We start from the raw sequence: 26,964 nt of genomic DNA, 5'->3' as shown, positions 1-26,964 counted from the left end.
GCATCGAACTTCAGGACACCTGTTGACCCACCAGATCGAGGAATGCGGGGAGTTGCTCCCATGACCACCACGTCAACCGACATGTTCGCCGTCGAGCAGGACCAGCGGGTGGCTGTCGATCTGCCGACGCGGTTCGCGCGATATGCCGCCGAACACCCCGATGACACAGCCCTGTGCTGGACCGGGAAGCCGTGGACGTTTCGAATGCTCGCTACCCGAGCCGGGCGATACGCCGCGCTCCTGGACGAGCGAGTCCCGGCGGGCGGTTGGATCGCGATCTGCGCCGAGCGCAGCCCGGAGGTCCTGGCCCTCGTACTGGGTGCGTTCGCGAGCGGCCGAGCCATCGTGCCTTGCGAGCCGGAGCATCCGACGCCTCGGCTGCGCCGGACGATAAGCGACGCATCTCCGTCTCTGCTGGTCACCGACAACGCCGCTGCCCGCGAACTCACGATCGGCTACGAGGGCGACAAGGCACTGCTCGACGAGCTCGCGGCCGATGCCGCGCTGTACGACGGCGTCTCTGGCATGGCTCCCGCGCTCGATGACATCGCCTACGTCATCTACACCTCCGGCTCAACGGGCGAGCCGAAGGGCGTGATGGTGCAGCAGGCCCAGATGGCGCAGCTCGCCGAGGTGGTCGCGAGCGAGGAGCCGAGCGTGAACGCCGAGAACACGGTGCTTGCCGTCGCGAGCCTCGCGTTCGACATGATGATCATCGACATCTTCACGGCCCTGGCCAATGGTGCGACCGTCGTGCTACCTCCCGGCGGTAGCCGACAGCGCGAGCCTTCGGAGTTACTCGATTCGATCGAGCGGCACCAGGTCGACACCATCTACGCGACACCGTCATTGCTGCAGATGATGACCCTCGCCGGACTAGGGACTGACGGGCGCCGCTCCGTGCGCGCTATCACCGGTGGCGAGGCGATGAGCCACGGGTTGGCGACCACGCTGCTGGAGCGTTGTTCGGCGCTCTACCAGGGGTACGGGCCGACGGAGACCACAGTGCTGTGTTCGTACCACCCGGTGACCAACCCTGGCTACCGACCACTCGGACGCCCGAGTGCCGGAACCACCTACTATCCGGTGGACGAGTACCTCGAGGTCCTGCCACTCAACACGCTCGCCGAACTCGCCATCGGCGGATCGATGGTTGCTGCGGGGTATCACGGACGAGCCCGCCTGACCGCGGAGCGATTCCGGCCGGACCCCTATGCCGATGATCCAGGCGCACGTTGCTATCTGAGTGGTGACCTGGTGCGCGTCGACAACGACGGTGGGGCGATCTTCGCCGGACGTGCCGACACACAGGTCAAGGTCCGCGGCTTCCGCGTCGAGCTCGGTGAGGTCGAGGCGGCAGTGCAGCGGCAGCCTGGCGTCCGGCAATGCGTCGCAGCCGCCGAACCGGATTCCCTCGGCAACACCGAACTCGTCGCGTACGTCGTCGGGGAAGTTTCCGGTTTGCGTAACCGCCTCACGACCGAGCTACCTGCCTCGATGGTGCCGACGCGCTTCGAGGCGCTCGAGGCAATCCCACTCACCGAGAACGGCAAACCCGACCGCACAGCGGTGGCCGCCGCCGCGCGCGCCGACGCCGGCTCCTCGGTCTCTGAAGACGCGGCCGACGCTGACCCACGAACGGACCTGCAACGGCGGATCGCCGAACTGTGGAGCGAGGTGTTGGGTGCGGCTGAAGTCGACCTCGACCAGGGTTTCTTCGACCTCGGCGGCCATTCACTGCTCGCAATGGAAATCGTGGCGCGCATCCGCTCGGACTTCGGCGTCGACCTACCTGTATGGGAACTGTTCTCGGTGCCGACAGTGCGCGCCTGGGCGCAGGCTCTCGACGATGCGCTGAGCAGCAGCGACGCCGAAGACTCCACCACCCGATCGGCGCCTGCGACCTTTGCACAGGCCGCATTGTGCATCGCCGAACAGGTCGTAGCGGGCGTCACTTCGCCCGGGAACGTCGTCAGCGTCGAGATCCAGGGAAAGCTGGACGTCGGCGAGTTGCTCGCGGCGCTGGACACCGTGACCACCCGACACGATCTGCTACGCACTCGCTTCGAGCTCCGCGGGGCCGACTCCGTGCAAATCGTCGACCCGCACGCCGAGCTCGATTTCGACGAGTCCGTCTGCCGCGACGACTCGGTTGCAAGCGAGGTTCGCGCATGGGCAGCGCGACCGTTCGATCTCAGTACGGGTCCGTTGTTCCGGGTCCTCCTACTCGAGCACGGTGCCGCCCAAACCTTGAACCTGTGTTTCCACGATGCGATCGCGGATGCCGTATCGGCGCGACTCGTGGTCGCCGAACTTGCCGCGGCGTACGGAGCGTCCGGCACTGAGCCCGACGTCGATGCAGCCCCCGCACCGACGACGGCACTCAGCTTCGGAGACCTCGCCCGTGCTCAGCGCGGACAGGGCACCGGCGCGGCGGCTACCGAACTGATCGCGACCTGGCGGAAGCGGCTGCCGAAGCAGGTCGAACCGCTCGGCAGCGACCACTCGACCATGATCGAGAGTCGTACTCTCAGCGCAGAGCAGCACACTGCACTGCGCCGGGAAGCCGAACGAGTCGGTCTCGACACCGCAGGACTCGTACTGGGACGACTGCGCTCGAGTACTGGAAGTACGCTCGGCGCGCTGCTGGTCAATGGACGATACGACGGCACCGAGAAACTCGTTGCCCCGCTCGCCTCCACCCTGCTCGTCCCCTTCACCGAATCCTCGGGTGCAGAAAGCCTGCGCGACGACATCGCCTGGGCGGAGAAGCACGCCGTACCCGCCGAGCTCCTCGGCTTGCACTCCCAGGGTGGCGAACTGCTACCGGCCGTTCCGCAGATCGCCGTCGCCGCGATCGACACGCAAGTTGGTGATCACGCGTTGCCGACCAGCGACCGCGGGGTGGTCTTCGTCGTACGCCCGACCCCCGGCGTCGACGGCCCGACGCCGGCCCGCACGGGCGTCGGAGCAACCGTGCAGCTGGAGGGTGGCCCCGACGGCAGCTGCGTCGTCACCCTACAGAGGCGCGGCGACGTCGCGGTCGATCTCGAGGCACTGATCGCGACGGGTACGGATACTCGAGTGGTAAGGGACGGCGGTTCTGCGAACGACGCGGGTCTTGATGCCGGCTCGTCGACGACGCAACTCTGGCCGCGCGGCAACCGCCGACAGCTGCCGCTCGCCGCGAATCCGGCGCGACCCGCTCCGTAGCAGAACGGAAATCTGGTGACATCCGATCTGCGGATCGGATGTCACCAGATCTTTTCGTCGCTGCGGTTCACCTGCGCACGAGCGTCGACGTGTCAGCTCAACGGTCGGACGTGTCGGCGCGGCGGTAGACGCTGATCTGCCGCGAGCTGTCGCGCGAGTACGGCCCGCGGTGCCAGTCGCCATAGCGCGCATCCAGTCGCAGGCCGGCCAGCTTCGCCATGAGGTCCAGTTCGCTCGGCCAGAAGTAGCGCATCATCAGCGGGAACATCTGAATGCCTTGCTCGGACACGATGATCGTCTGGGTTCGTATGCGCTGGGTGGCGGCGTCGTGCATGGCCGCCTCGATGAAGACCCGGTTCCGCTCAACGCCGCCGGTGTTGAGCGTACGTCCTGAACTATCCGAGCGAGCGAGGTCGGGTAGGTCCGTTTCGATGATCAGAGTGCCTTCAGGGGTGAGGCGCTTTGCCGCCTGTTCGATGGCACGAAGCTGCTCGTCCTGGTTGATGACGCAGAAGAGCGTGTTGAACACCGCATAGACGAGGGTGAACTCGCCCTCGACCGGGGGATCCGTGAAGCTGCCGAGCGCAATGTTGACTTTCGCGCCGTCGCTGCGGCTACGCAGTCGCGCGAGCATTCCCGCGGAGTTGTCCAGCCCCGTGACGTCGTAGCCGCGCAGCGATAGCGGACAGGCAACACGTCCGGTGCCGACGCCGAGCTCGAGCACGCGGCCGCTGCCGGCATGGGCGGCGATGAAGTCGACCGTCTCATTGGTTTCCGGCAGAGCCGCGGTGAGGGTGTCGTAGTAGGGCGCTACGTGGTCGTAGTCGTCGGCAGTGCTCGCCGACGCTGTGCCGCCGGTGCTCGTGTCAGTCATGTCGTCCCGTCGCCTGTCGTCTTGTCGGTGCTGGGATCTCCCCGCGCCGCTGCCCGGCGTCGAGGAAGACACCGAAGGTGTCCTCGGTGAGTGTCGGAGTCGGCGCTCCCTGCTCTGCGAGCAGCCGCTCGGTACGCGGCGAGTGCAGGTCCCGCTGCGTCTCGCCCGGCAATCCATCCTTCGGGATCACCGATGCGATGGCTTGAACTGCCGAGGAACTGTGCTCTGCCCGCCCTCGCAGCCGGTCGCGCCACCGGGAGAAGCTCAGGGTCGTCAGGTGGTAGCCGGCGCGGCGCAGCCAGCTGAAGATCTGCGTGTACGTGACCTGCCCGGCCGGCAGCACTTGATAGGGGAGGTACGTTTCCGTCGACATCGCCGTCAGCGCGATCGAGGCACGCGCGACGTGGTCGACCGGCAACCAGCTCGTCGGGGCTCGAAGCAGTGGTACGGCCCCGATCTCCAGGCAGGCGCTCACCACCAGCCACGCATAGTCGTTCGGGTTCGACACGCCTGTTCGCGAATGTCCTGCCAACGCGCCGAGGCGCAGGCAGCGAACGTCCAAGCCGCGCCGGGACGCCTCTTCAACGAGCCGTTCCGACACCCACTTGCTTCGCGTGTAGCCAGTCGTCATCGTCTCGAACGCACCGAGCGGCGCCGGATCGGCGAGTTCGTCGCCGTTGCGGGATTCGATGTCGATGGTTGACAGGGTGGAGATATGTGCCATCCGCTTCGGCCGACCCCGACCGGCGAGCCTCAGCATCTCGACCGTACCGCCGACATTGGCATCGACGACGTGTTCGAACGGAAATGCCAGATTCACGAACGCCCCACTGTGGTAGATCAGTGAGACCTCGTCGCGCAGCAGCGTCAGGTCTTGGCTGCTCAGTCCCGCCTCTGGCATGGCGAGATCACCTGCGACGGCGCGGACACGGTCGCCCCAGGCGTCGTCCCACAACCCGAACTCGATCAGTGAGTTGCGTAGCCGCTCACTCGGCGCTTCGGTGCCGGGCCGCACGATGCAGTACACGAGGCGATCCGGCTCGTGGGCGAGCAGCTCCCCGAGTAGCGCGGCGCCGAAGAACCCGGTTGCGCCGGTCAGGAGGACCGCGCCGGAGTCGACGTCGACCTCACCACCCGACTGCACGTCGTCGGGCAAGCGTAGGTACTGCAGATAGCTTTCAGGGACCGCCGTACGCTCCGCGTCGGTAGTCGCTGTCATGCCGTCCCCGAACCGGACGTCCAGTCCCAACCATCCGTACCGTTGCTCGACGGTGTCGGCGCCGGTCCCGTCGGCTCACCGGTGAACGCCTCGTTGCGTACGCCCTGAGACCCGGACGACTGGGTGAGCTCGATGGTCAGGAGTTGCTGCAGGTCGTCGGCGCTGAACTGGGGTGGGACTGCGGTACGCATACGTTCCTCACTCTCGACCGGTGCGCGCACCGGCTATGGCGGGTTCCGATTGCGCGACGAGACGATCGCCGCCCGTCACGGTTTCGTGGAGCATGGCGAGCACGTCGGCAAGGATTCGATCAGCAGTGTCGGCATCCCACAGGCTTGTGCGGTACTTCAGCGTGAGCCCCAACCCGTCGGACGAGTGCATGATCGACAGCTCCAGGTCGGTGCTCGCGGAGTCGTGTTGAATGATGTCGCCACCGCTGACCTGCGCACCCTCGATATCGAGGCCGGTGGCATCGGAGAACACGTTCAGCACGAGATAGCTGCCACGGCCACTCGCGACTGCGTTGTGCTGTCCCGCTTCGGCCATCGCGGCGTTGATCGGAACCGACTGGTGTGCGTACGCATCCAACGCGAGCCGTCGACTTTGCTCCACCAACCCCTGCCACGTCAGGTCGTCGCCGAACCGGTACCGCAACGTCACGAGATTCACGAAGGTACCCATGACCTTCACATCGGCGTCGTGACGACGATTCTCCGCTGGTGACATGAAACTGACATCGTCACCACCACACCATCGCTGCGTCGTCGCTGCGACTGCCGCCGCCGCGACCACGAACAGCGTCGTACCGTGTTCGGTCACGTACCGCTCGACGTCGCGAACGAGCTCAGCATCCGCGGCCGCCGTCCTGGTTGCGCCGTGGAAGTCGACCGTCTCCGGGCGCCCGCGGTCAGTGGGGAACTCCGCCGGCGTCATGCCGTCCAGCTGCCTGCGCCAGTACTCCTGCTCGGCTCGTGCCTGCGGTGTCGTACGCCAGTCGGCGTCGCGCAGCATCGCCTGACGGTAGCCCTGCGGTTCGTCCAGCTCGGCGAGAACACCGCCGATCGCCTCGCGGTAGTACGCGCTCAGCGCCGGCAGCATCACCTTGGTGACGCCCCAGTAGTCCATGACGAGGTGGTGGAACGCGAAGACCACCTCGAAGCGGTCGTCGCCGGTGAACACGACGGTGCATCGCATGAGGGGCGCTTGGGTGATGTCGAAGCCGGTCGTGCTCTCCTGTCGCACGAGGCGCTCGGCGGACTCGGCATCGAGATGGTGCACCGCAACTGACGCCGAGGTGGAGTCATGAACGCGGCGCACCGCGTTCATGGCATTGTCGGCGACGTAACTGGTGCGGAGGATCTCCTCGCGTTCGATGACGCGGTTCAGCGCGGTCTCGAACGCGTCAACGTCCAGCTCGCCGGTACCGCGAACGCGTAGCGTCAGCGTGTTCACCGAGGCACCCGCAGCGAACTGTTCCATCATCCAGAACGGCTGCTCGTGACCAGATACCGTGGTCACCGACTCCGGCTCGGCAGCGACGATGTCCTCGCCCGGTACCTGCTCCCACAAGCCTTCCAGCTCGACATCCGAAAGGCTTTCGACTCGCTCGAGCACCTCTTCGATCTCGGGGAACTGCGCCTCCAGTTCACCGGCCAGATCGAACAGCACCGGGTGCTCAAACACCAGCAGCAGCGGCACATCAACGCCGAACTCGTCACCGAGCCGTTGCACGAGACGCGCCGCCAGCATCGAATGTCCGCCGGCGACGAAGAAGTCGTCCTCGACGGCGACGGTGTCGTTGCCGAGCAGCTCTCGACATACCTCCACCACGTGCGCCTCGATGTGGGACCCACGTAACTTGGCTGTGCTTCCCCGGTCGGACGCGACGCTCGGACGTCGCCAGCGCAGCTGACCCCCGCTCGTCCGCCGGACCCGAATCCCCGGGATGACCTGGCCGGCAACGACGAGTTCGCCTTCGACGCCTACCGGCGCCGCGTGACCATTCGCGTCGCGTACTTCCGGATGCGCAGACACGGATCCGACGAAGCCCGTGTCGTCGAGAACCGTCCAGGACGTATCGGCCCGGACGACGGTACGCGTAGCGGCATCGTCCTCGACGTCAGGCGCATCCCCGTCGACGATGAGTCCGGAGGCGAGCGGCTCGCCGGGCCAATCGATCGGCAGATCGTCCAACAGGGTTTGCGGATCTTTCATCGCGGCGTCGATCAGCACGCCGAGCTCGCCGAGGAACGTCGCGATGGTGTCCTCGTCGAACAGCGAGTCGTCGAACTCCGCACTGGGTGTGATCTCGTCGCCAACTGTCTCGAGGTTGATGAGTTGGTCGACGCGGGCGCGCGTGCGAGGAAGCCGAGTGAGTTGCAGACTGCAGCCGGCAAGCGTGTCCCTGGGGAAGGTCAGAGGTGGAGCGTTGAACACGATCTGGACCAGCGGCGACCGGCTCGGATCGCGGGTGGTGCTGACCTCGTTGACGACGTTGCTGAACGGCACGAACTGCGCTCCGCTGAGCCCAAGTGTGATGTTGCGCGTGGAGTCGAGTAGATCCGAGAACGTGGCATCGGCGGGTGTCGCAGCGCGTACGGGAACGAAACAAGCGAACGGCCCTACGGCGTTCTCGTAACCCTCAGGGCGACCGCTGGTTCCGACGCCGAAGACCATGTCGTCGAGGCGGGTGTATCGACGAAGCAGCGTGGTCATACCGGCGAGCAGTATCTGGAACGTCGTCACGCGATTCTCGGCTGCGAATGCGCGCAGCCGCGGGACGATCTGGGCAGGGAACTCAGCATCGGTAACCGAGCCGTGGGTGCTGCGCACCGGCAGACGCGGGCGGTCGCTCGGGAGTTCTGCACTCTGGGCGCCGCCGCCTTCGGTGAGCCGCGCGACAACGTCGTTCTGCAGTCGGGCAATGGTCTGCTGGTGCTGTTCGTTCTGGGTCTCGTGGACGAAGTCGAGGTACGTCTTATCAACCTCACGAAGGTCGGCGGCTCGACCAGTTCGCGCCGCGGCATAGAGCTCGCGCAGCTCATCGAAGAGCAGCCCAATGGATCCAGCATCGATGATCGCGTGGTGGAAGCCGATGACAAGTAGGTGACGGTCGTCGTGCACCTCGACCAGCCCGAGCCGGACCGGGGGCGCCGAGGTGATGTCGTACGTGCGCTGGACGAAGTCGACCGCCCAACCCAGTGCGCTGGCCTCGTCTGCTACCGCCGTCCTGACCATCGTGAGGTCGCTGTCAGGCTCCACGCGTACGAACAGTTCACCGTCGCTCTCGGCGAACACATAACGCAGAGCATCATGGCGACGTGCGATTTGTTGCCAGGCGGCTTCCAGAGCGTCTGGCTCGACGGGACCGTCGACCCAGAACGCGACATCTTCGTTGTAGATGCTCGCATCCGGATCCAACCGATCCACCAGCCACATCTGTTTCTGCACCACGCCGACCGGCAGCAGCGGAGTAGTCGTCACGGCGTCACCTCCCGATCCATCGCCAATGCCCCATTGCGACGGCATTGCTTCTCGGACGTTACGGACGCGCGCGCAGTCAGTACGTCGCCGCGACACGTACGTGAAAGACCCGCCTGGAGGAACGACCCGGCAACTTAGCGTTCAACAATGGCCAACACACGAAATCCCGAGAAGTGGTTGTTCCGCGGACGTCCGGAGGACAACGGCGCACCACTCGTGCTGTGCTTCCCCTATGCAGGTGCCGGCGCTTCGGCCTTCCGCGGCTGGCCGGACTCGATCAAAGCGGGCAGTGTCGCACCCTTGCAACCGCCGGGGCGGGAGAACCGATTCCCCGAGCCACCGTTCGCGACCCACGAGGAGTACGCAGCTGACCTCGGCCAGTACCTCGCCGGGCTGGGCGACCGGGAGACGGTCTACTTTGCGCACTGCGGCGGTGTGCCGTTCGCGCTCGAGACCATCAACTGGCTCGTTGACAACGGGCACCGGCCGCCACGCAAACTCGTCGCGTCGTCGTGGGGTCCGCCACATGTCGACCTCTACGGCGGCCTGAACAAGGTCGACCTCGACACACACGACTTCGTCGCAGAGGTGCAGGAGGTGCAGGCCGGACTCGGCAACCCCGACATGCCGACCGAACTCGCCCAGATCGGCGCCAAGGTGTTGCGCCAGGAGGTGGTCGTCCACCGCCCCTGGCTGTACGACTCATCGCGGAGAGTTCCCTGCCCGGTCACCGCCCTCGCATGGTCCGACGACGATGTCGTACCGCCCGAAGAGGCAGCGAACGAACGGTGGCGTGAGATCGGCGATGCCGACCTGAGGACGCTCCCCGGAAGTCACTGGGAATTCGTGTCGTGCCCCGAGGCTCTCGAGCTCCTGCTCGCGGAATGATCCCCGGCAGTACGCGGGCGACCGGCGCCGGTGATCGGCTTGCCTGCGCCAGTCGCCCGGTCAGCTTGCTCAGTTGCGGATGAGTTCGCTCAGCTCACGCGGTGTCGGGTGCATGATCACCTGCTCGACCGACACCTCACGACCGAGCTCGCTGGTGAGGGTCCGCGCCGCCTGCGTGGCGCGCATCGAGTCGCCGCCCAGCAGGAAGAAGTTGTCATTCGGTGCACAAGACTCCCGTTCCAGCACGCCAGCGAACACGGCTGCGACGCGCCCGCCTAGGGCGTCGGAAGTCTCGGCTCGGGACGATTCCAGAGCGGGCAGCGCACGACGGTCGATCTTGTCGCCGCGGTTACGGGGCAACGCATCCAGGTGGACGTACGCGACCGGGACCATGTGCGCCGGCAGCAGGTCGGCCAACCGTCTGCGCAGACCAGCATCCTCGACGAGCGCGCCGGGTTCAGTGACCACGTACCCGACAAGTTGCAGGCGTCCCGTATCGGTCTCAACAGGGGCTGCCGCTGCTTCCCGGACGCCGGGACAGGCGAGCAGCGCGGCCTCCACCTCGGCCATCTCTACCCGCACGCCATTGATCTTGACCTGCTCGTCGGTGCGCCCGCAGTGTTCGAAGATGCCGTCACGCACCCGCACCAGATCGCCTGTCCGGTAGATCCGCTCGCCGGCTGGCACAGCGCCGGCGTCCGGTGTGAACTTCTCTGCCGTCTTGCGCGCCGAGTGGTAGCCAATTGCCAGTTGGTCTCCGCCAACGAGCAGTTCGCCGATCTCTCCCTCGGCAACGTCGGCACCGTCGGGGTCGACGACCCGCCACCGGACGCCGGGCCACGCGCGTCCGATCGGCGGCGGTCCTTCGCCCTCGGAACGATCAGCGGTCGCCGAGGTGATGCGCTGGTCCCACGGCACCACCGATGACGTGACGATGTTGACCTCGTTCGCGCCATACCAGTTTCCGACCTCGAACGGCAGATCGACCCGACCCCACTCACGAACCCGATCGCTGCCCGTGAGGAGTAGACGCAGCGGGGACGGTGGCCAGTCCTGTTTGGCCAACGCCTCGGCGAGTGGTGCGACCGCGAAGCACTGTGTCACCCGCTCGGCGGCGATCCACTCGGCGAGCTCTTCCGGAGCGCCGATCAGATCGTCCGGCGGAACGGACAGGTGGCCTCCACAGATCAGGAACGGCCACACGACGACGCTGACGGACACATTGGTGTGTGAGGGGAACAGCCAGGCGCCACGTTCGGCGGCGTCGATCCCGTGCAACTGACATTGCGTTTTCGCCGCAGTCGTCCAGGTGCGCTGCGGCACCCGTACGAGCTTCGGCAGCCCCGTCGTCCCGGACGTCTGCACGAGGCACGCCAAGTCCTCGGACTCGACATCGGGGAACTCGATCGGCGAAGCCTCCGTGCCGATCGGGACCTCGTCAGGGGCGGGCTCGGTCGTCGTACCGTCGACGCCGAGAGATATCACCGTCCCTGTGTACGGTGGCGGGGGCGCATCGTCGTGCGCGAGCCAGGCGACGGGGCGAGTGATCTCGACGAAGCCCTCCAGCCAGCGGCGCGGCCCGTCGATGTCCAGCATCAAGGCTCCGCCCCCTGCACGCGACACCGCAAGCAGCGCGACGATCGCCGCGCCACTGCGACTCAGCTGTACGGCGACCGTGTCGCCGGGAGTGAGTCCGGACCTGATCAGTGTCTCCGCCAATGTTTCGGCACGCGCGACCAGGTCCGCGTACGTGATGGTTCCCGCGGCATCGGTCACCGCGCACGCGTCGGGAGTCTCTGCCGCACGCTGTGCGACGAGCTCGTGCACCGGCTTGTACTCACCCATGGTCTGCTCGCCCGAGTCAGGCGTTCGCGAGTCGCTTACGCACGCTGAGCGGGCGCATGTCGGTCCACACCTGCTCGATGTGATCGAGACACTCGTCCTTCGTGCCGCGAGTTCCGTCGGTGTGCCACCCTGCTGGCAACGGCTTGTCGGCCAGCCAGATGGAGTATTGCTCCTCGTCGTTCAGCACGACCAGGTATTCGCGGGTATCGGAATCGTCCATCGTTCCTCCTCGGAGATGGGAAGGTCGTAGCCGACCGTAGACGGGTGATGACGGCCGCCGTGGCGCGACAACGTACCCCCGAAGGAGAACCGTCGCCGGCGGACAGACCCGCGAAGGACGGCTGGCGTCGCGCATGCCTCGCGAGCATCAATCGGAGCGTCCGCGCCGCGTACGCACGTCGCACCCGTAGGGAGGCACAACCTTGGCTGACTTCAGGTCTGACACAGTCACTGTCGCCGATGACCGCATGTGTGAAGCAATGGTCACGGCAGAGGTCGGCGACGACTTCTACGGCGAGGACCCGACGGTTGACGAACTCGAGCGCACCGCCGCACGGATGGTCGGGAAGGACGCCGGCTTGTACCTCACCAACGGTACGAGCGCCAACATGGTGGCGCTCCTGACGTTGTGCAACGTCGCTGACGGTCGGAGCGGCCGCCAGGTGCTGACGCATGCAACGTCGGACATCCATGCATGGGAGGCGCACACACTCGCCCAGGTGGCAGGCTTGCAGACCCTGCCGCTGCCCGGTCGGCATGGTCAGCTCGACCTGAACGCTCTGGCGAGCGCCCTTGCCGCAGCCGATCCCTACGCACCGCGCCCAGCAGTTGTCGCGATCGAGAACACTCACAGCGCCAGCGGGGGGCGGCCGTGGTCCGTCTCCGAGATCGATGTCGTCGCGGACCTCTGCGATGACGCCGGAGTTCCTCTGTACTGCGATGGCGCGAGACTGTTCAACGCCGCCGTCGCCTCGGGCTACAGCGCGGACGAAGCAGTCGCACGCTGTTGCTCGGTCTCGATCTCGCTGTACAAGGGACTCGGTGCGCCGATGGGTTCGGTGCTCTGTGGGTCTGCGGAGTTCATCGAGCATGCGCGGGTGCTTCGCCGTACGCTCGGCTCCACCTTTCGGCAGGCTGGTCACCTCGCTGCAGCCGGACTCGTCGGTCTGGGCCGCGTCGCCGACCTCGCCGACGATCACCGCCGCGCGCGTGACCTGTGGGAAGGGTTCACGCACTTCCTTCCCACCGACCTGCTGGATGAGCCGCCAACAACCAACATCGTGACACTCGACATCGGTGCGGCTGCTGGTGACTTGGTCGAGACACTGGCGGCGGCCGGCGTTCGGGTGACCGAGGTCGTGCCGGGCGTCGTCCGCTTCGTCACCCATCGTGACCTGACGGACGACGACATCGACGTCGCGCTCCGCGCCGCCGCCGCTACCTTCGCGCCGCTGCGGGCTGGAGCGGCAGGATGACAGTCAACCCGTCCGCTCCTGCGCACGAGCCGGCTCCGCTGGCCCCTCAGCAGCGCGGGTTGTGGTTCCTGCAGCAACTTCGTCCGGACACGTCGGAGTACAACCTCCAGGTCGCGTTGCGCCTGCACGGACAGTTGGACGTCCCTAACCTGCGGACCGCGATCGAGCATGTCGTTCGCCGCCACGAACCGCTGCGCACCCGGTTCGTCCCCGACCATGCTGGAGTTCCGCGCCAGCACGTCACCGAGTGGGATGCGGAAGGCGCCGTACCACGGATCGAGTCCGAGCCTGCCGGCATCGACGACGCTGCCGCCAACCGGACCGACAGCGTCGAACAGCACATCCAGCACGTCCTGCGCGAAGAGCTCGATCGCCCCTTCGACTTGGTCGCTGAGCTACCGATGCGAATACGGCTGATCCGGTTCACCTCCGATGAGCACCTGTTGGTCTTCACCTTCAATCACCTCGTCGTCGATGGTGTTTCACTGTCGATCGTCTCGTCCGAGCTGACCCGTACCTACGCGGCGCTGAGCACTGGCGGGACTCCCGACGATGCCGGCCTTCCGCAACTGACCACCAGCTATTCGGATATCGCCCGGCAGCGTGCACAACGCACGACAGACCAGGCCGGGCTGGATTTCTGGAGGACCGAGCTCGACGGCGTCGCGGAGCTCCCATTGCCCGCCGACCGACCAGGGCACGGTGTCGGTGCAGGGATGATCACCCTCCGGCGCGAGATCGACCCCGCCGTCGTGCAGGGGCTGTCCGGCCTCGCACGCGAGTGCGGCACAAGCCTGTTCTCGGCGGCGCTGAGCTGCTACGCGCTCCTGCTCCACCGCTGCACCGGACGCACCGACTTTCTGATCGGAACGCCTGTCGCCGGCCGTACCGACGCCGTCACCCAGCCGATGGTCGGGTGCTTCCTCAACACGGTCTGCGTGCGCATCGTCATCAATCCGGACGCAAGCGTCGCCGACCTGGTGCGAACCACCGGCGCTGCGCTCTCTCGCACGTTGCAACACCAGGACGTGCCCTTCGGCGAGGTCGTACGTACTGTCGGCGCCGAGCGTGGGAACGCTCGTAACCCGCTGTACACCGCATTCTGTTCGGTGTTGGATGAGGCGGCTCCGGCGTTCGAGATGGCTGGCATCCGAACGGAGCCGGTCGTCGCCGACTACGCGGTCGCGCGCTTCGACCTCAACGCCACCTTCGCACTCGGTCTCCAGCGACCGACCGTCCAGATGGAATTCAGCGATGCGTTGTTCGAGCGCGACACCGCCGGACGACTCGCTGACCGGCTCGCACGCATCTTCGACTGGGTTGCGGCCGACAACTCCCTACGTGTCAGCGACGTCCCGCTCGTCGGACGCGCGGAGCGCGACACGGTCCTGAACTTGCTGAACGGGGGACGCGCCGATGTCTGACCGCAGTCGCGCATTACGCGCAATCGCCCGCCAAGTCGCCACCGAGCGCGGGAACGGCGTCCGACCGCGGCCGTCCTCTGCGCGCATCCCACTACCGACCGAGTTCGGCCGCACCGGCTCAGGCACCCACCGGGTACGTCTCACCACGTCGAGCCTCGATGAAGAGCGGTTCGCCGCGGCATTGGACTCGACCGCGCGCCGACACGAAGCACTGCGACTCCGTGCGACACGTGACAGCGGTCGGTGGTTCCTCGAGTCGGTGGTCCAACCGGCCGCCCGCGTCCCCGCTCCAGAGCTCATCGAACCCGATCCCGAGCATCCGTTGCGCTGGTCGATCGGCCAACGCAATGGCACGGGAGGCGAGGTGAGCGTCACTCTTGCGGTGTCGGCGTCTCTGTTCGACCGTGCCGCGTGGGGCGCGCTACTGGCCGATGTCTCGGCCGCATATCGAAACGGTCCTCCGGCTAGTGACGCCCGCGTCTCATTCGGCGATCACTGCTACTGGTTGACCAACCAGCCCGCCCCCGGACCGACCGCCATCGAGCAGGTCGTTCGCGAAATCGGCGCGCCGTTGGCGGACCCCTACGCGAAGTTCGTCGCGGACGAGCAGTTCGATGTGCTCTCGCGACCGGTCGCTGACCGTATTGCGGCGGGCCGAACGGAAGCCCTCGACGCCCTCGCCCGTGATGTCGCGATCGCGCTCGGCAGCTGCGGGTGGCAGTCGAACCAGATCCGTACGCAGCGATGGGCCGAACGAGTCGAGTCGGTGCCTGCGGTCGGACGCACGATGCAGGCACTGATCGGCACCGTGTCGTGCGCCGGCGAACTAGGGCCCGCTGCACCAACGGGCGCCGTATCGGAGATGCTCCACGAAGCATCCGGCGAGCCACTCGTCCAGCTCGAGGTCGACGTCGTCGATCTGCCCGATCTGCGGCTCGACGGCGATGTGCACGTTGAGCCGTTGCTCGACGAATCCGCCGGTTGGCGCGCCGTGCTCGTGCGTACTCGCGCAACTGCAGAGTTGTACCTCGCAGGGCCGGCGGCCACGCTTCCTGCCCTGCACCGTGCCCTCGAAACACCGGGCGGTATCGAAACCGCGACCACACCCTCACCGGTCGAGGACCCGCGCGTCGCGGCGTTGTACGCGCCGCGGCTGGTCACCACCCGCCGTACGCTCGACGCCGACGTCGTCGGCGCGGCCGTCGCGCGGCGTGACGACGAACTCGCCGCGGCGGGTTTGGGGCCGGGTGACGGGCTCGTGCTCGAGACAACGCCAGGACCCGAGACCGTCGCGAACGTACTCGCGGGTCTACGCCGCGGTGCCGACGTCTTGCTGATCGATCCCGCCGACCCGCTTCCCTGGCGTAACGCGCTTCGCGAGCAGCTGCCAGGCGCGTACACCATCGACACGGACAATGCGGTTCGTCCTCCAACGGGCACCGATGTCGGCAATGCCAATACTAATGTCGAACCAGACGACGCGGACGGCGCGCTGCTGCTCGGCCTGTCGAGCGCACCCGGGCCGACCGTGCTCGCACGCGTACCGACACACGATCTGCTGCTCGCGGCGACCGCTCTCATCACACGTCTCGACCTTGGCGACGGCGTAGCGTGTGCGGTCAACACCTCTCGTGGAGGCGAGGACCTCGTCGTGACCGCATTGGCCTGCGGCGCATCCGGTGCGGACCTCGTGGTGATCGGCGACGACGCCGCCGAAGCCACGGACCTGCTCGCCGCTCACGACGGCGTGCACCTGAATGCCGACCTGGTACTCAGCGCCAAGATGCCGTTGACCTCACTGGCCGGTACGCGGAGATGGCACCGTCGGCCGAACGGCACCGGTAATCGATGGTGGTTCGCCGAGGCGCCCTCCACCCAGTGGTTTGTTCACAACGGCGTACTGACCGACGCCACGAAGGACGGCGCACGGATCGTCGGCCCGGACGGCGCCCCGTGCCCGATCGGGACGGTCGCGCAACTGACGTTGCCGGTCGACCCGGGCACTCGCTACGTGGGCGACCCGCGTCGTACTGCCGACTCGTTGCGTCCTGCCGCAGGCGGTGCCCGGGTGCTACACACGGGCGTGCTCGTCGGACGCACCCGCAACGGGCTCCGCGTGCTGCGCCATGCACACGGCCGCACGGTCGCCGGCACGCGCACGTGCCTTGCCGGCGCGTGGGAGGCGGCCGTGCCCGGTGCGCGGGTCGTCTTGCCACCAGCAGATACCGACACTCCGGAGAAGGCATTCGTCGTCCTGCCGTACGCCGACTGCTCGGATGTACCCAGGTCGACGGCACTTGCCGGAGACGTCGACCTCCCCGCGCCGCTCGCCGAAGCGGAGTTGGTGTGGCACGAAGATCCAGGTTCCCTTTCCGATCAGGGGTGCTGGCAACTCGTGCTCGACCGCGACGCACGCCCGCAGACCGCCGCAGATTGGAGCAGCGCTGAGGAGAAGCGACTCGCGACCGAGATCGTTGCACCCGTACTGGCCACAGCAGTCGGTCCTGACGACCAACTGTTCTCGGTCGGCGCGACTTCTGTGCAGCTGATGCGGATCCTGCTCCAGGTCAAAGAGCAACGCGGGGTCGACGTACCGCTCGCACGGTTCTTCGAGGAACCGACAGTCGCGACTCTGCACCGGCTGATCGAGGAGGGCGACGACGGTTCGACAACCTCCGTCCTCGACGTGCTCGACAGCGTGATCAACGACGAGGCCAGACAAGGAACCGGAGACCGCTGATGGACGCCTTACTCACACCCGTCCAAGAGGACCGCCTGATCGACCTGTTGGTCGACCCCAGCCTTGTGCCGATGGGAACCGCGGAGATCACGTGCCCGCCCAACACCACTATCGCCGCGGTGCAACGGGCATGGCACCTGATCGGTCAGGAGACGCCCGCGGCCAGGCTGACGGTTCGTGACCCGGGCGACGCGCCGCCAACGGCAGTGCCCACCGGAGAGGTAGCGCCGGTACAGATCGCTGAGTCCGCCGCCGTGGTCGCGGCGTCCGTCAATGAGGCCGTGACCTCCGAGGGCCAGCTGTGCACCATGTTCGCCGTCGTCGACGGCGAAGGCAGCGCGGGGGTGAGCGCCCTCGTCGTCGCCTACAGTCCGGTCGCGTTGGACGACCGCGCCGCTCTGGTGATGCTCCGGCGCGCCGTCGCGCTCGCCGCCGGCGACGACCCAGCAGCGGTACCCGGCGCCGCCGAGTACCGAGCATGGCGCGAGGCTCATCTCGACCGCGACGCGCTTCAGAAGTACTGGTCGATCGCGCTCAATGATCTCGACGGTCCGACCCCGCTCTTCGAGGAGCCCCGGAAGCTGCCCGAGCCGCATCGCACCACGCAGCATGATCTGTCGCCGGGTCTTGCCGCCGACCTCGCCCGGGTCGCGAGTCATCTCAAGGTGCCACTCGAATGGCTTGCGCTGCTCGGGTGGTCCGTCGTGGTGGACCGATTCCGCGGCGGAGAGCCGTCGGCCGTCGGCGCACTCCTCGACGCGCGGCCGGCCGGCCTGTCCGACGCGATCGGCGGCTTCGAGACAACCCTTCCGTTCGTCGCCCGTCTCGATCGCCGTCCCCTGCAGACCTGGCTTGTTGACCAGACCGCTGCCGTACACCGGCTGCACACTGCCGCCCACATGACCCGCGCCGACCGCAATCACTACTCCGGGCAGGGCGGCACCGTGAGTTTGTTCGACTCTGCCGTCGATCTGCGACCCGATGCCGGACCCACGCCACCGTCACCAGCCGTCGCCTACACGGTTCGGTTGGAGCCCGGCGCTCCGAACACGCTGTTGGCAACCTATGACCCCGAGGTCGTTGACGACCACCTCGCTGACCAGTTGCCCCAATGCCTCGCAACCGCACTTGGCGAACTCATCGCCGAGGACGGGTCGACTGAGACGCTCTCCTTGCTGCCAGCCGCGCAGACCGACGCAGTGCACCGTCACAACGTGACGGACGCCGACTATCCCAGCGATCGCTGCCTTCATCACTTGGTCGAGAAGCAGGCCGCCAAGACCCCAAACGCCGTCGCCTTGGTCTTCGGAGACCAATCCCTCACGTACGCCGAGACCAACCGACGCGCGAATCGCCTCGCGCATGACCTGATCGCCCGGGGTGTCCGACCCGACGACATCGTGGGTCTGTGCGCCGAGCCAAGCCTCGACCTCGCCGTCGGAATACTCGGCATCCTGAAGGCCGGCGCGGCGTACGCACCGCTCGACCCGTTCTTCCCACGCAGCCGGCTCGACTACCTCTATCACGACCTCGACTGCTCGGTTGTGCTCATCGAGGGAAAACTACGCACGCTGCTTCCGGACGACGGAGAACGCATCGTGGAGCTCGACCCGGACGACGGCGAGGTGGCTTTCGCCGGCCACCCCGAGCACAATCCAGACGTAGACGTACGCCCGAACAACCTCGCCTACGTCATGTACACCTCGGGTTCGACCGGCCGGCCGAAAGGTGTCCTGATCGAGCACGGCGGTGCGGTCAACTTCTGCTGGTGGATGCGTGAGCGTTTCGACCTGCATCCGGATGAGGCGGCGCTGCAGTGGACGGCGTACAGCTTCGACGCCGCAGTGTGGGAGCTGTTCTGGCCGCTGCTGATCGGCGGACGCGCCGTGATCGCTCCCGGCAAGGTCCATCTCGACATCGACCGTTTCATCGACCTCGTCAAGGACAACGAGGTCGCGACTCTGCACTTCGTACCGGCCATGCTGCAAACGTTCCTGTCCGCCGATCGCGCGCATGAGTGCACGTCTCTTCGCCACGTATTCGTCAGCGGTGAGCCGGTTCCGGTCTCATTGTTGCGCCGCTTCCACGAACGACTCGACGCCGACCTGATCAACCTCTACGGCGTCACCGAGGTCTCCATCGACTCGACGTTCTACGTCTGCCCTCGCGGTGACGACCTCCCGTTCGTTCGGTCGGGCACTCCGTTGCACAACACCCGCACGTACGTGCTCGACGAATCGATGCAGCCGGTGCCGTTCGGCGCCCGAGGAGAGGTGTACATCGCCGGTGACTCGGTGACCCGCGGCTACCTCGGACGCCCAGGGCTCGCCGCATCCCGGTTCGTACCAGACCCATTCAGAGGTGCGGGTACGCGGATGTATCGAACCGGCGACATCGCGCTGCTGCTCCCAGACGGCAACCTGCACTTCCTCGGCCGGGCAGACCATCAGGTGAAGGTTCGCGGCATCCGAATCGAACTTCTCGAAGTCGCTGCCGGCATCAACGAACACCCGTCGGTACGTGAATCCCTGGTCGTTCCGTACGGCGATGGCGCTGACCGCAGCCTTGCCGCGTACGTGATCGAGGCGGGTGACCGCCAGATCGACGTCGCCGAACTGCGCTCGTTCCTCGCCGAGCGGATGCCGCCGTACATGGTGCCGACTGCTGTCATCGTGCTGGATGAGTTCCCGCTCAACGCCAACGGGAAGATCGATCGACAGGAGCTGCCCGACCCGGCCGCGGAACGCGTGGGCCGCACAGCAGGGCGCGCCCCGAGTGGACCGGTCGAGGAACGCATCGCCGCTATCTGGTGCAGGCTGCTCGACCTCGAGTCCGTCGGTGCCGACGAGGAGTTCTTCGGCATCGGCGGAAATTCGCTCATCGCCACGCAGGTGATCGCGGAAGTACGCCGTACCTTCGACACCCGGCTTTCGCTACGCGAGTGGCTCGAGGCCAGCACCATCGCCCAGCTCGCCGACGCGATCGAACGACATGCACAAAGCGAGAACCTCGCCAATGACGTCCTCGATCAACTACTGGACGACGGGGCGCAGGTCAATGCCGCCGGTTGAGACGACGGCGTCGAGGTCGCCCGTGCTCGACCGGCTCCGGGCGATGGACGCGGCACAACGAGCGAAGGCGGTGAACACACTAGCCGAACGCGGCCTGCTCGGCACCGTGGAGACAGCCCTCGAGCGCCGGGAGGTACTCGGGAGTCGACTCACGCACAAGCAGCAAACTTTGTGGGCGCTCGACCACGATGGCCGGCACGACGACTTCTACCACTGTGGTGCCCTGTGGTTCGCACCGCGCACACCCGCTGCAGATCTCGCCGCCGCTTTCACAGCCGTCGCACCCGACTTCGACGCACTCGGTCGTGGAGTCGGCCTCGACGTGGACGGTACACCGGTGGCCGTCCGCGTCCCCATCCCAGTGCCGTCGATCAACTCAGTACCCACGGATGCAAGCGATCCGCAGGAGTGGGTTCAGGACGCCGTCACGATCGCTGCTCGCGAACCGATCGAGCTCGCAACCGAGCCGGCCCGGGTTCTCGTGTACTCGTTGCCCGACGGATCTGGCGCCATCGGCGTCGTCGGCCACGATCTCCACCTGGACGAGCAAGGTCTGTGGCAGATACTCGGTCCGGCGATGTCCGCATACCTCACGAGTACTGACCGAGTACGCGAACAACTGCGCATCAGCGATCTCGCCGACTGGCAGCAGCACGAGCTGGCGGACGGCTTCCTCGGGTTTGCTGTCGAGGCACGCCGTCGCGCAGTCCGTGACACACCGCGCTGCCCACTGCACGTACGTGGCAACCGTGACGGCCGGCGCGTACATGTCGGCAACGGCGCCGCCGCGTGGACCGCACTACGCGACCAAGCGACAAGTCAACAGGTGTCGGCGGTCTCGGTCGCCCTCTCGTCCTGGTATCGCGCCTTGCGCACCTGGCGCCCGGGCTTTGCCGAAACGGCGATCGGATGCTGTACGACCGCCCGGATGCGACCGGAGTTGGGTACGACACTGGGCAACCTGACCAACACGGTCATTGTGGCGCCAACCGAGAACTGGACCAGGTCGTCCGACCACGAGCTCACGGACCACGTGCACCGCACTCTGACTCTCGCGCTCGGCACGGCAGACCTTCCCTTCGAGGCCGTTTTCGACGACGAGCCGGTCCAGGACGAGCAGATCGGCGTGCGGTTCACTTTCACCGAGAGCCCACCCGGCGAGCTGGATGTGCTGCGCCCGTCGCCCGTGCGGTTCGGGTACGCGAAGTCGGTGCTGTCATGCGAGGTTCGGGTCACAGGTGGAGTCATCGATGTCGACCTCGATCACCGACCCGCTGACGTTTCATCCGCGGCCGCCGACGACCTCGCGGGGCTCCTGCGCGAGACCCTCGGTTTCACCGACTGAGTCTCACCGCCGGTCGGCGCGCCGCTGGTCGTCGGTACGGTCACTCCCGTACCGACAACATCCGGGGTGCGAGCCCCTCCGCGTCGAGTAGTCGAAGCGACTCGTGCATCCGCAGAGTGGCGTCGTCTTGATGCTCGGAGAAGATCAGTCCGATCACGGTCCCGGTGTGCGCGACGGCAAGGCCAAGGGCACCCGTGGCGGCCGCGACACGACGCATCACCGGCATTGTCCGTTTCGGTAGTTCGCGCTGGTTTATCAGCGCGCTCTCGGTTCCGATCTGCGCCGCCGTCACGTAGTCACCCTCACGCAGCGCGGTATCGAGCTGCCTGGCAAGCAGATCGAAGTGCTGCGCTTGGCGGCGCGACGCGCGTTGCTGTACGTGGAACTGCGCCGTGTCGACGACACCACCCTCGTCGACGCAAACGATGCGCCACCGCAGGTCCGTCTCGTACTCGCGCACCAACGTGTGCGAACGCTGCAGACACAAGGCGATCGAGTCACTGAACAGATAGTCCCCCCACTCGATGTCCTTGGCGACCAAGCCGCCGAATGCATGCACGACGGCATCCGGAGTCTGGGTGTGCGTTGCGTCCAACAGCGCCGCGATCGAAGCCATCACGTCGGCCGTCGAGCTCGCGCAGCCCTTGCCGACCGGAATATTGCTTGCGATCTCGAGATCGACCTGCGCGCTGTGGAGTCCGAGAGCACGAGCTGCGCTCACAACAGCGGTGAGCGCGCGCGTGCGGTCGGGCGGGGTGACCCGCGGCTGTTGCTGGCGGGAATCGAGTACCACGGTCCCGGTAGAGGCGAACTCGGATACGGGGAGTGTGAACAGGAAGTGCTGATAATCGCTGGCATCCTGACTGACACCGTTGTATCGAAGGTCGCCGATACTCTCCACCGGGTATCGGTAGCCCTGCAACAATTCACCGCACGTGCCGTGGACGGTCGCGCGACCGACACGGTGCTCCCCGTCCAGGTCGTCCGGTGCGGCCGTCCGAGCAGCAGCGGAACGACCGTCGACGGTGAGAGGGTCGGGACTCTCGGCGGACGCGGCGACCACCCCTTCGAGTTCGGTGGTCAATCGGCTCCACTCCTCCGGCCTGGCGCAGCGGTACGCATGCCACCAGATTGCCTCGGGCCCGTCGTACCTCGAACCACGACGAACACAGTCGCGACAGATTCCTGCCCCCGTCCCCTGCGGACGGTGTCCGATGGGTATATGGCGAACGCAATCGAGTTGAACGGACTGCACAAGAGTTATGGGGACCAGACCGCGCTCGACGGGCTCGACCTGGCCGTGCCGGAGGGGTCGGTGGCCGGCCTCCTCGGCGCCAACGGCGCCGGGAAGACGACGGCGGTACGCATCCTGTCGACACTGCTGCGCCCGGACTCAGGCACCGCACGGATCTGCCACGCGGACGTCGTCGAACAGCCGCAGACGGCACGCGCTTCGCTCGGGCTCACCGGACAGTTCGCAGCGGTCGACGAAATTCTGACTGGAGCCGAGAACCTCCGGATGATCGGCCGGCTGTTTCGTCTGAGCAAGGCCGACGCGGCACAGCGTGCCGACGATCTCCTGAACGCCTTCGAGCTCGCGGACGCGGCCGACCGTCAGGTGAAGACGTACTCGGGTGGCATGCGGCGCAGGCTCGACCTTGCTGCGAGCCTCATCGCACGTCCGCGGGTGCTCGTCCTGGATGAGCCAACGACCGGCCTCGACCCACGCAGCCGGTTGACGGTGTGGGATGCCGTCGCTCGTCTCCGCGACGCAGGGACGACGGTACTGCTCACGACCCAGGATCTCGAGGAGGCCGAGCATCTCGCCGACGAGATCGCAGTGATGGCGAAGGGGCGCTTGATCGCGCACGGGACCGCCACCCAGCTGAAGAGCGAGGTCGGCGGCGAGAACCTGCGCGTCCAGCTCCCGGACGCAGCGAACCTGCAGCATGCCACCACGGCGCTGCGCGACCTCGGAAACACCAATCCGGTTCTCGACCCGGAGGCACACGTGGTGACGGTGGCATTGGACGGCAGTGGACTCGACGGTCTCGCCGACGCAGTGCTCGAGCTCCGCCGGCGCGACATCACCATCAAGGACGTCGAGGTCCGTCGACCGACCCTCGACGACGTGTTCCTACGCCTGACGAGCGCGTACGTCGAGCCCGGCGACACAAGCGGCCCATCGGACGAGCATGACCCGGACCGTGCGGCCGGCGACGGTACGTACGAACCCTTCACACCCGTTGCCCGGTCCGGCGCCAACAACTCAAGGAGGAACGCATGAGCGACGCGACGCGTACCCGATCTCACGACGTGTTCGCCGAAGGACCTTCGGTTCCCACGGATGCCGATGCGACGAAGGTGTCCTGGTGGCTGATCGACGCCTGGCTCATGGCCGCGCGAAATCTGCGCCGAATCCAGCGGACTCCCGAGCTGCTGATGTACGCAGTCGTCCAACCAGTGATGTTCATCCTGTTGTTCGCCTATGTCTTCGGCGGCGCGATCGACGTGGAGGGCGGCGACTACAAACAGTTTCTGATGCCAGGCATCTTCGTCATGATGGTGCTCTTCTCGTCGGTGTCGGCGACAACAGTCACCCTGGCCGAAGACATGCAACGCGGCATCATCGATCGCTTCCGATCCATGCCCATGACGCAGTCATCGGTCCTGGTTGGCCGGACAGCATCCGAGGTTGTCCGCACGGGCATCACGGTCGCGATCATGATCGTCATGGGTCTCGTGATCGGGTTCCGGTTCCACGGTGGGTTGGCGTACGCGCTCCTCGGTATCGCACTACTGCTGCTGTTCGGCTACGCATTCTCTTGGCTGGGTTCAGTGTTGGGACTGACCGCACCCAGCGTCGAGGCCGCACAGTCGGCCGGGACCTTCTGGCTGTTCCCGTTCGCCTTTGTCAGCTCCGCATTCGTTCCGACGCAGTCGATGCCGGGCTGGCTGCAGGTGTACGCCGACCACAGCCCGGTCACGGTAACCGTCAACGCGCTGCGCGATTGCTTCATGCACGGAACATTCGGCTCGGACGGGATTCAGTCGCTGCTCTGGTCGGCCGGGATCCTGATCGTCTTCGCTCCGCGGGCCACGGTCTTGTACAAACGCCGCAGTGCGTGACGGTGGTCCTCAGGCGTGAACGGTCACAGCGGTGACCACCAGTTCAGAGCTCGCAAGCCACCGTCCGGCGAAACGGTCCGGCAGCACACCGTCGGTCAGTCGCGGATCGATGACAGCGACGAAACGACCGTCCGGGTAGACCGACATCGTCGCGTCCTCAAAGCCGAGCCAGCGTCCCGCGAGCGGGAACCATGCCTTGTAGACCGATTCCTTGGCGCTGAACAGCACGCGGTCCCAAGCGACACCGCTTTGCGGCAGGGTCGCGAGCGCTTTCACCTCCTCACTGCGCGCGACGACACCGAGCACACCATCAGGTAGCGGTTCGTTTGGTTCGGCATCGATGCCGAGTGCGGCAACATCGCTCGCCCTTCCGAGCGCGGCTGCCCGGTAGCCAGTGCAGTGCGTCATCGCTCCGACGACGCCGTCCGGCCACGTCGGTGCGCCCATCTCCCCTGGCACTATCGGTACGGCAGCGAGGCCCAGCTCGTTGAGCGCTACGCGCGCACACCAACGCACTGTGCCGAACTCCGCACGGCGTCCAGGTACTGCGCCCGCAATGGCTTGATGCTCTAGCCCGAGGAGGGTGACGTCGCGATCGACGCGCGTCTCCACCACATGGACATGCTCAGTCACGATCCTGTCGAGCAATGACGGGGCTTCCCTCTCCGAGCGCGCCGGATCAACGGTGGTTCTGCACATCCCGGTACGTTAAGCGCCCATGATGCCGTCCTGTCGGCCTTCCACGGAAACGCGACAGTTTCATCGTGTGGCCACTCGCCTCCAGAGTCGGCCAACGGAGTCCGTAGGTGCCTCGCCCATCTGTTCGCCGTACGTTCACCGCTTCCTGAGACACTGGCCGCGTGGTCGCACAGACAGTCGAAGCCGCCGGTGCCGTCACGTGGCGCCGAGCCGATGGGCACACCGAGGTGCTGCTGATCCACCGGCCGAAGTACGACGACTGGTCGTTCCCGAAGGGCAAGCTCGACCGTGGCGAACGCGCGGTACACGCCAGCGTGCGCGAGGTCGAGGAAGAGACGGGCGTACGCGTCCGACTCGGCATGCCCCTGGTCACCCACGAATACGAGATGCGCACGAACGGGACGAAGCGCGTGCACTACTGGACCGCGCGTCCGATCGGTGCCGACGACGTGAGCGCGTACGCGCCGAACCACGAGGTGGACGGCGTGCGATGGGTCCGCCTGCGCGATGCGTCAGCCCTGCTCACGTACGAACGCGACCGCGACGTCCTTGACGCGTTCCGCACGCTCAAGCGACGCAAACTGCACAAGACCCGCACCCTCGTGGTCTTACGACACGCGGACGCACGATCGCGATCGCGTTGGAAGGGCCCCGACACCGAGCGCACGCTGACGAAGGCCGGCGACCGGCAAGCGGTCCGGCTGGCAGCGACGCTGCAGGCGTACGGGCTGAGCGACATCGTCAGCAGCGATGCCGCACGCTGCATCGCGACCGTCACACCGTACGCCGACGCGGTCGCCGCCGACATCGTGCTCGACCCCCGCCTCGCCGAAGAGGGCGCCCGACCCAAGCGCGTACGAAAGGCGACGTACGACCTGCTCGACAACCGCAGCCCCGTGGTCGCCGCAACACACCGACCCGTACTGCCGTACGTCGCCGACGCGCTCGGGTTGGAGATCGATCCGCCGCTCGCGACCGGCGAGATGCTCGTCGTGCACCACCGCAACGGCGAGATCGCCGCGACGGAACGCCACCCGGCCTGATCGCTCAGTCGTCGACGGGTCGATAGGTGGCGAGCGCCCAGATCACCAGTACGTCGATCGCGATCACCAGAATCGCCCACCACGGTTGGTAGGGCAGCCACAGGAAGTTCGCAATCGCCGAGATCGACGCGAACGCGATACCCGCGGCGCGCGCCCAAATGTTGCCCGAGAACAACCCGAGAGCTACGAGAATCAACACGATCCCGATGACGAGGTGGATCCAGCCCCATGCGGTGAGGTCGAACTCGTACGTGTAGTTCGGCAGCGTGACAAAGTACGTGTCGTTCGCAAGGGCGACGATGCCCTGCAGGATCTGGAAAGCACCCGTGACCAGCATCAATGCGGCCGCGAAGATCGCGGTGCCCAACGCCCACGAACTGCCCCGCTGTCCACTGTGTGACGTCGACATATCGCTCCTTCGATTGCCCGACAGAACGCAGCGGCGCGCGAGATCCGCCGCGTCACGGTCCATCGTCGGCCATCTCACCGGGACGCGGCCTCATCCCCGCGGGGTGA

19 protein-coding genes are annotated in these 26,964 nt (G+C 66.5%); 10 read left to right on the top strand and 9 right to left on the bottom strand.

The window, feature by feature from the left end:
• The first annotated feature begins 60 nt into the window (after nucleotides 1-60).
• A complete protein-coding gene (locus tag MU582_03850; GenBank protein UPK75784.1) occupies nucleotides 61-3,213 on the top strand; it encodes an amino acid adenylation domain-containing protein in 3,153 nt (1,050 codons plus the stop codon).
• A gap of 97 nt (nucleotides 3,214-3,310) precedes the next feature.
• Here MU582_03850 and MU582_03845 read toward each other — a convergent pair whose 3' ends face one another.
• From MU582_03845 to MU582_03830, 4 genes are read right to left on the bottom strand one after another with little or no spacing between them, the layout of a single operon-like run.
• On the bottom strand, nucleotides 3,311-4,087 hold the full coding sequence (locus MU582_03845; protein UPK75783.1) for a methyltransferase domain-containing protein: 777 nt from the start codon (nucleotides 4,085-4,087) through the stop codon (nucleotides 3,311-3,313).
• On the bottom strand, nucleotides 4,080-5,306 hold the full coding sequence (locus MU582_03840) for a thioester reductase domain-containing protein (protein ID UPK75782.1): 1,227 nt from the start codon (nucleotides 5,304-5,306) through the stop codon (nucleotides 4,080-4,082). The genes MU582_03845 and MU582_03840 overlap by 8 nt, the downstream gene beginning before the upstream one ends.
• Nucleotides 5,303-5,497 (bottom strand): hypothetical protein, encoded by a 195-nt coding sequence (locus tag MU582_03835; GenBank protein ID UPK75781.1) that lies wholly within the window; start codon nucleotides 5,495-5,497, stop codon nucleotides 5,303-5,305. Before MU582_03835 ends, MU582_03840 begins: the two co-directional genes overlap by 4 nt.
• A gap of 7 nt (nucleotides 5,498-5,504) precedes the next feature.
• A complete protein-coding gene (locus MU582_03830; GenBank protein ID UPK75780.1) occupies nucleotides 5,505-8,789 on the bottom strand; it encodes a condensation domain-containing protein in 3,285 nt (1,094 codons plus the stop codon).
• Between the two features lie 147 nt (nucleotides 8,790-8,936).
• Between MU582_03830 and MU582_03825 the strand changes: the two genes are divergently transcribed.
• The gene (locus MU582_03825; GenBank protein UPK75779.1) at nucleotides 8,937-9,677 is read left to right on the top strand and encodes a thioesterase domain-containing protein; all 741 of its coding nucleotides are present in this window, start codon (nucleotides 8,937-8,939) and stop codon (nucleotides 9,675-9,677) included.
• A 69-nt stretch (nucleotides 9,678-9,746) separates the two neighbouring features.
• Here the strand turns inward: MU582_03825 and MU582_03820 are convergent, their stop codons facing one another.
• Both MU582_03820 and MU582_03815 read right to left on the bottom strand, forming a co-directional pair.
• A complete protein-coding gene (locus MU582_03820) occupies nucleotides 9,747-11,522 on the bottom strand; it encodes a non-ribosomal peptide synthetase (protein ID UPK75778.1) in 1,776 nt (591 codons plus the stop codon).
• Between the two features lie 16 nt (nucleotides 11,523-11,538).
• Nucleotides 11,539-11,742: an MbtH family NRPS accessory protein gene (locus tag MU582_03815; GenBank protein UPK75777.1), complete on the bottom strand. Its 204-nt coding sequence runs from the start codon at nucleotides 11,740-11,742 to the stop codon at nucleotides 11,539-11,541.
• Between the two features lie 202 nt (nucleotides 11,743-11,944).
• On the opposite strand from MU582_03815, the gene MU582_03810 reads away from it, so the two are divergent.
• Genes MU582_03810 through MU582_03790 form a run of 5 tightly spaced genes read left to right on the top strand, consistent with a single transcriptional unit; the run spans nucleotide 11,945 to nucleotide 21,577 of the window.
• Nucleotides 11,945-12,997, top strand: coding sequence for an aminotransferase class I/II-fold pyridoxal phosphate-dependent enzyme (locus MU582_03810; GenBank protein ID UPK75776.1), 1,053 nt, complete (start codon nucleotides 11,945-11,947; stop codon nucleotides 12,995-12,997).
• Nucleotides 12,994-14,421: a condensation domain-containing protein gene (locus MU582_03805; GenBank protein ID UPK75775.1), complete on the top strand. Its 1,428-nt coding sequence runs from the start codon at nucleotides 12,994-12,996 to the stop codon at nucleotides 14,419-14,421. The genes MU582_03810 and MU582_03805 overlap by 4 nt, the downstream gene beginning before the upstream one ends.
• Complete coding sequence (locus MU582_03800) at nucleotides 14,414-17,161, top strand: phosphopantetheine-binding protein (protein ID UPK75774.1); 2,748 nt, start codon at nucleotides 14,414-14,416, stop codon at nucleotides 17,159-17,161. Before MU582_03805 ends, MU582_03800 begins: the two co-directional genes overlap by 8 nt.
• A complete protein-coding gene (locus tag MU582_03795) occupies nucleotides 17,161-20,232 on the top strand; it encodes an amino acid adenylation domain-containing protein (protein ID UPK75773.1) in 3,072 nt (1,023 codons plus the stop codon). Before MU582_03800 ends, MU582_03795 begins: the two co-directional genes overlap by 1 nt.
• Entirely contained in the window at nucleotides 20,177-21,577 is a 1,401-nt protein-coding gene (locus MU582_03790) for a hypothetical protein (protein ID UPK75772.1), read from the top strand. The genes MU582_03795 and MU582_03790 overlap by 56 nt, the downstream gene beginning before the upstream one ends.
• Nucleotides 21,578-21,617: 40 nt before the next feature.
• Here MU582_03790 and MU582_03785 read toward each other — a convergent pair whose 3' ends face one another.
• Entirely contained in the window at nucleotides 21,618-22,661 is a 1,044-nt protein-coding gene (locus MU582_03785) for a hypothetical protein (GenBank protein UPK75771.1), read from the bottom strand.
• 138 nt (nucleotides 22,662-22,799) lie between these two features.
• Here MU582_03785 and MU582_03780 point away from each other — a divergent pair, with 138 nt between their 5' ends.
• Both MU582_03780 and MU582_03775 read left to right on the top strand, forming a co-directional pair.
• The gene (locus MU582_03780; protein ID UPK75770.1) at nucleotides 22,800-23,864 is read left to right on the top strand and encodes an ATP-binding cassette domain-containing protein; all 1,065 of its coding nucleotides are present in this window, start codon (nucleotides 22,800-22,802) and stop codon (nucleotides 23,862-23,864) included.
• Nucleotides 23,861-24,706, top strand: a complete 846-nt coding sequence (locus MU582_03775; GenBank protein UPK75769.1) for an ABC transporter permease — start codon at nucleotides 23,861-23,863, stop codon at nucleotides 24,704-24,706. The genes MU582_03780 and MU582_03775 overlap by 4 nt, the downstream gene beginning before the upstream one ends.
• A gap of 9 nt (nucleotides 24,707-24,715) precedes the next feature.
• On the opposite strand, the gene MU582_03770 is transcribed toward MU582_03775, so the two are convergent.
• Nucleotides 24,716-25,339 (bottom strand): 4'-phosphopantetheinyl transferase superfamily protein, encoded by a 624-nt coding sequence (locus MU582_03770; protein ID UPK75768.1) that lies wholly within the window; start codon nucleotides 25,337-25,339, stop codon nucleotides 24,716-24,718.
• Between the two features lie 227 nt (nucleotides 25,340-25,566).
• Here MU582_03770 and MU582_03765 point away from each other — a divergent pair, with 227 nt between their 5' ends.
• On the top strand, nucleotides 25,567-26,448 hold the full coding sequence (locus MU582_03765; GenBank protein ID UPK75767.1) for an NUDIX domain-containing protein: 882 nt from the start codon (nucleotides 25,567-25,569) through the stop codon (nucleotides 26,446-26,448).
• Between the two features lie 4 nt (nucleotides 26,449-26,452).
• On the opposite strand, the gene MU582_03760 is transcribed toward MU582_03765, so the two are convergent.
• Nucleotides 26,453-26,857, bottom strand: coding sequence for a hypothetical protein (locus tag MU582_03760; GenBank protein ID UPK75766.1), 405 nt, complete (start codon nucleotides 26,855-26,857; stop codon nucleotides 26,453-26,455).
• Nucleotides 26,858-26,964: the final 107 nt, after the last annotated feature.

It is taken from the genome of Nocardioidaceae bacterium SCSIO 66511 (genome assembly GCA_023100825.1).
GTDB lineage: Bacteria > Actinomycetota > Actinomycetes > Propionibacteriales > Nocardioidaceae > Solicola.
This window is presented reverse-complemented; position numbering and strand designations above follow the sequence as displayed.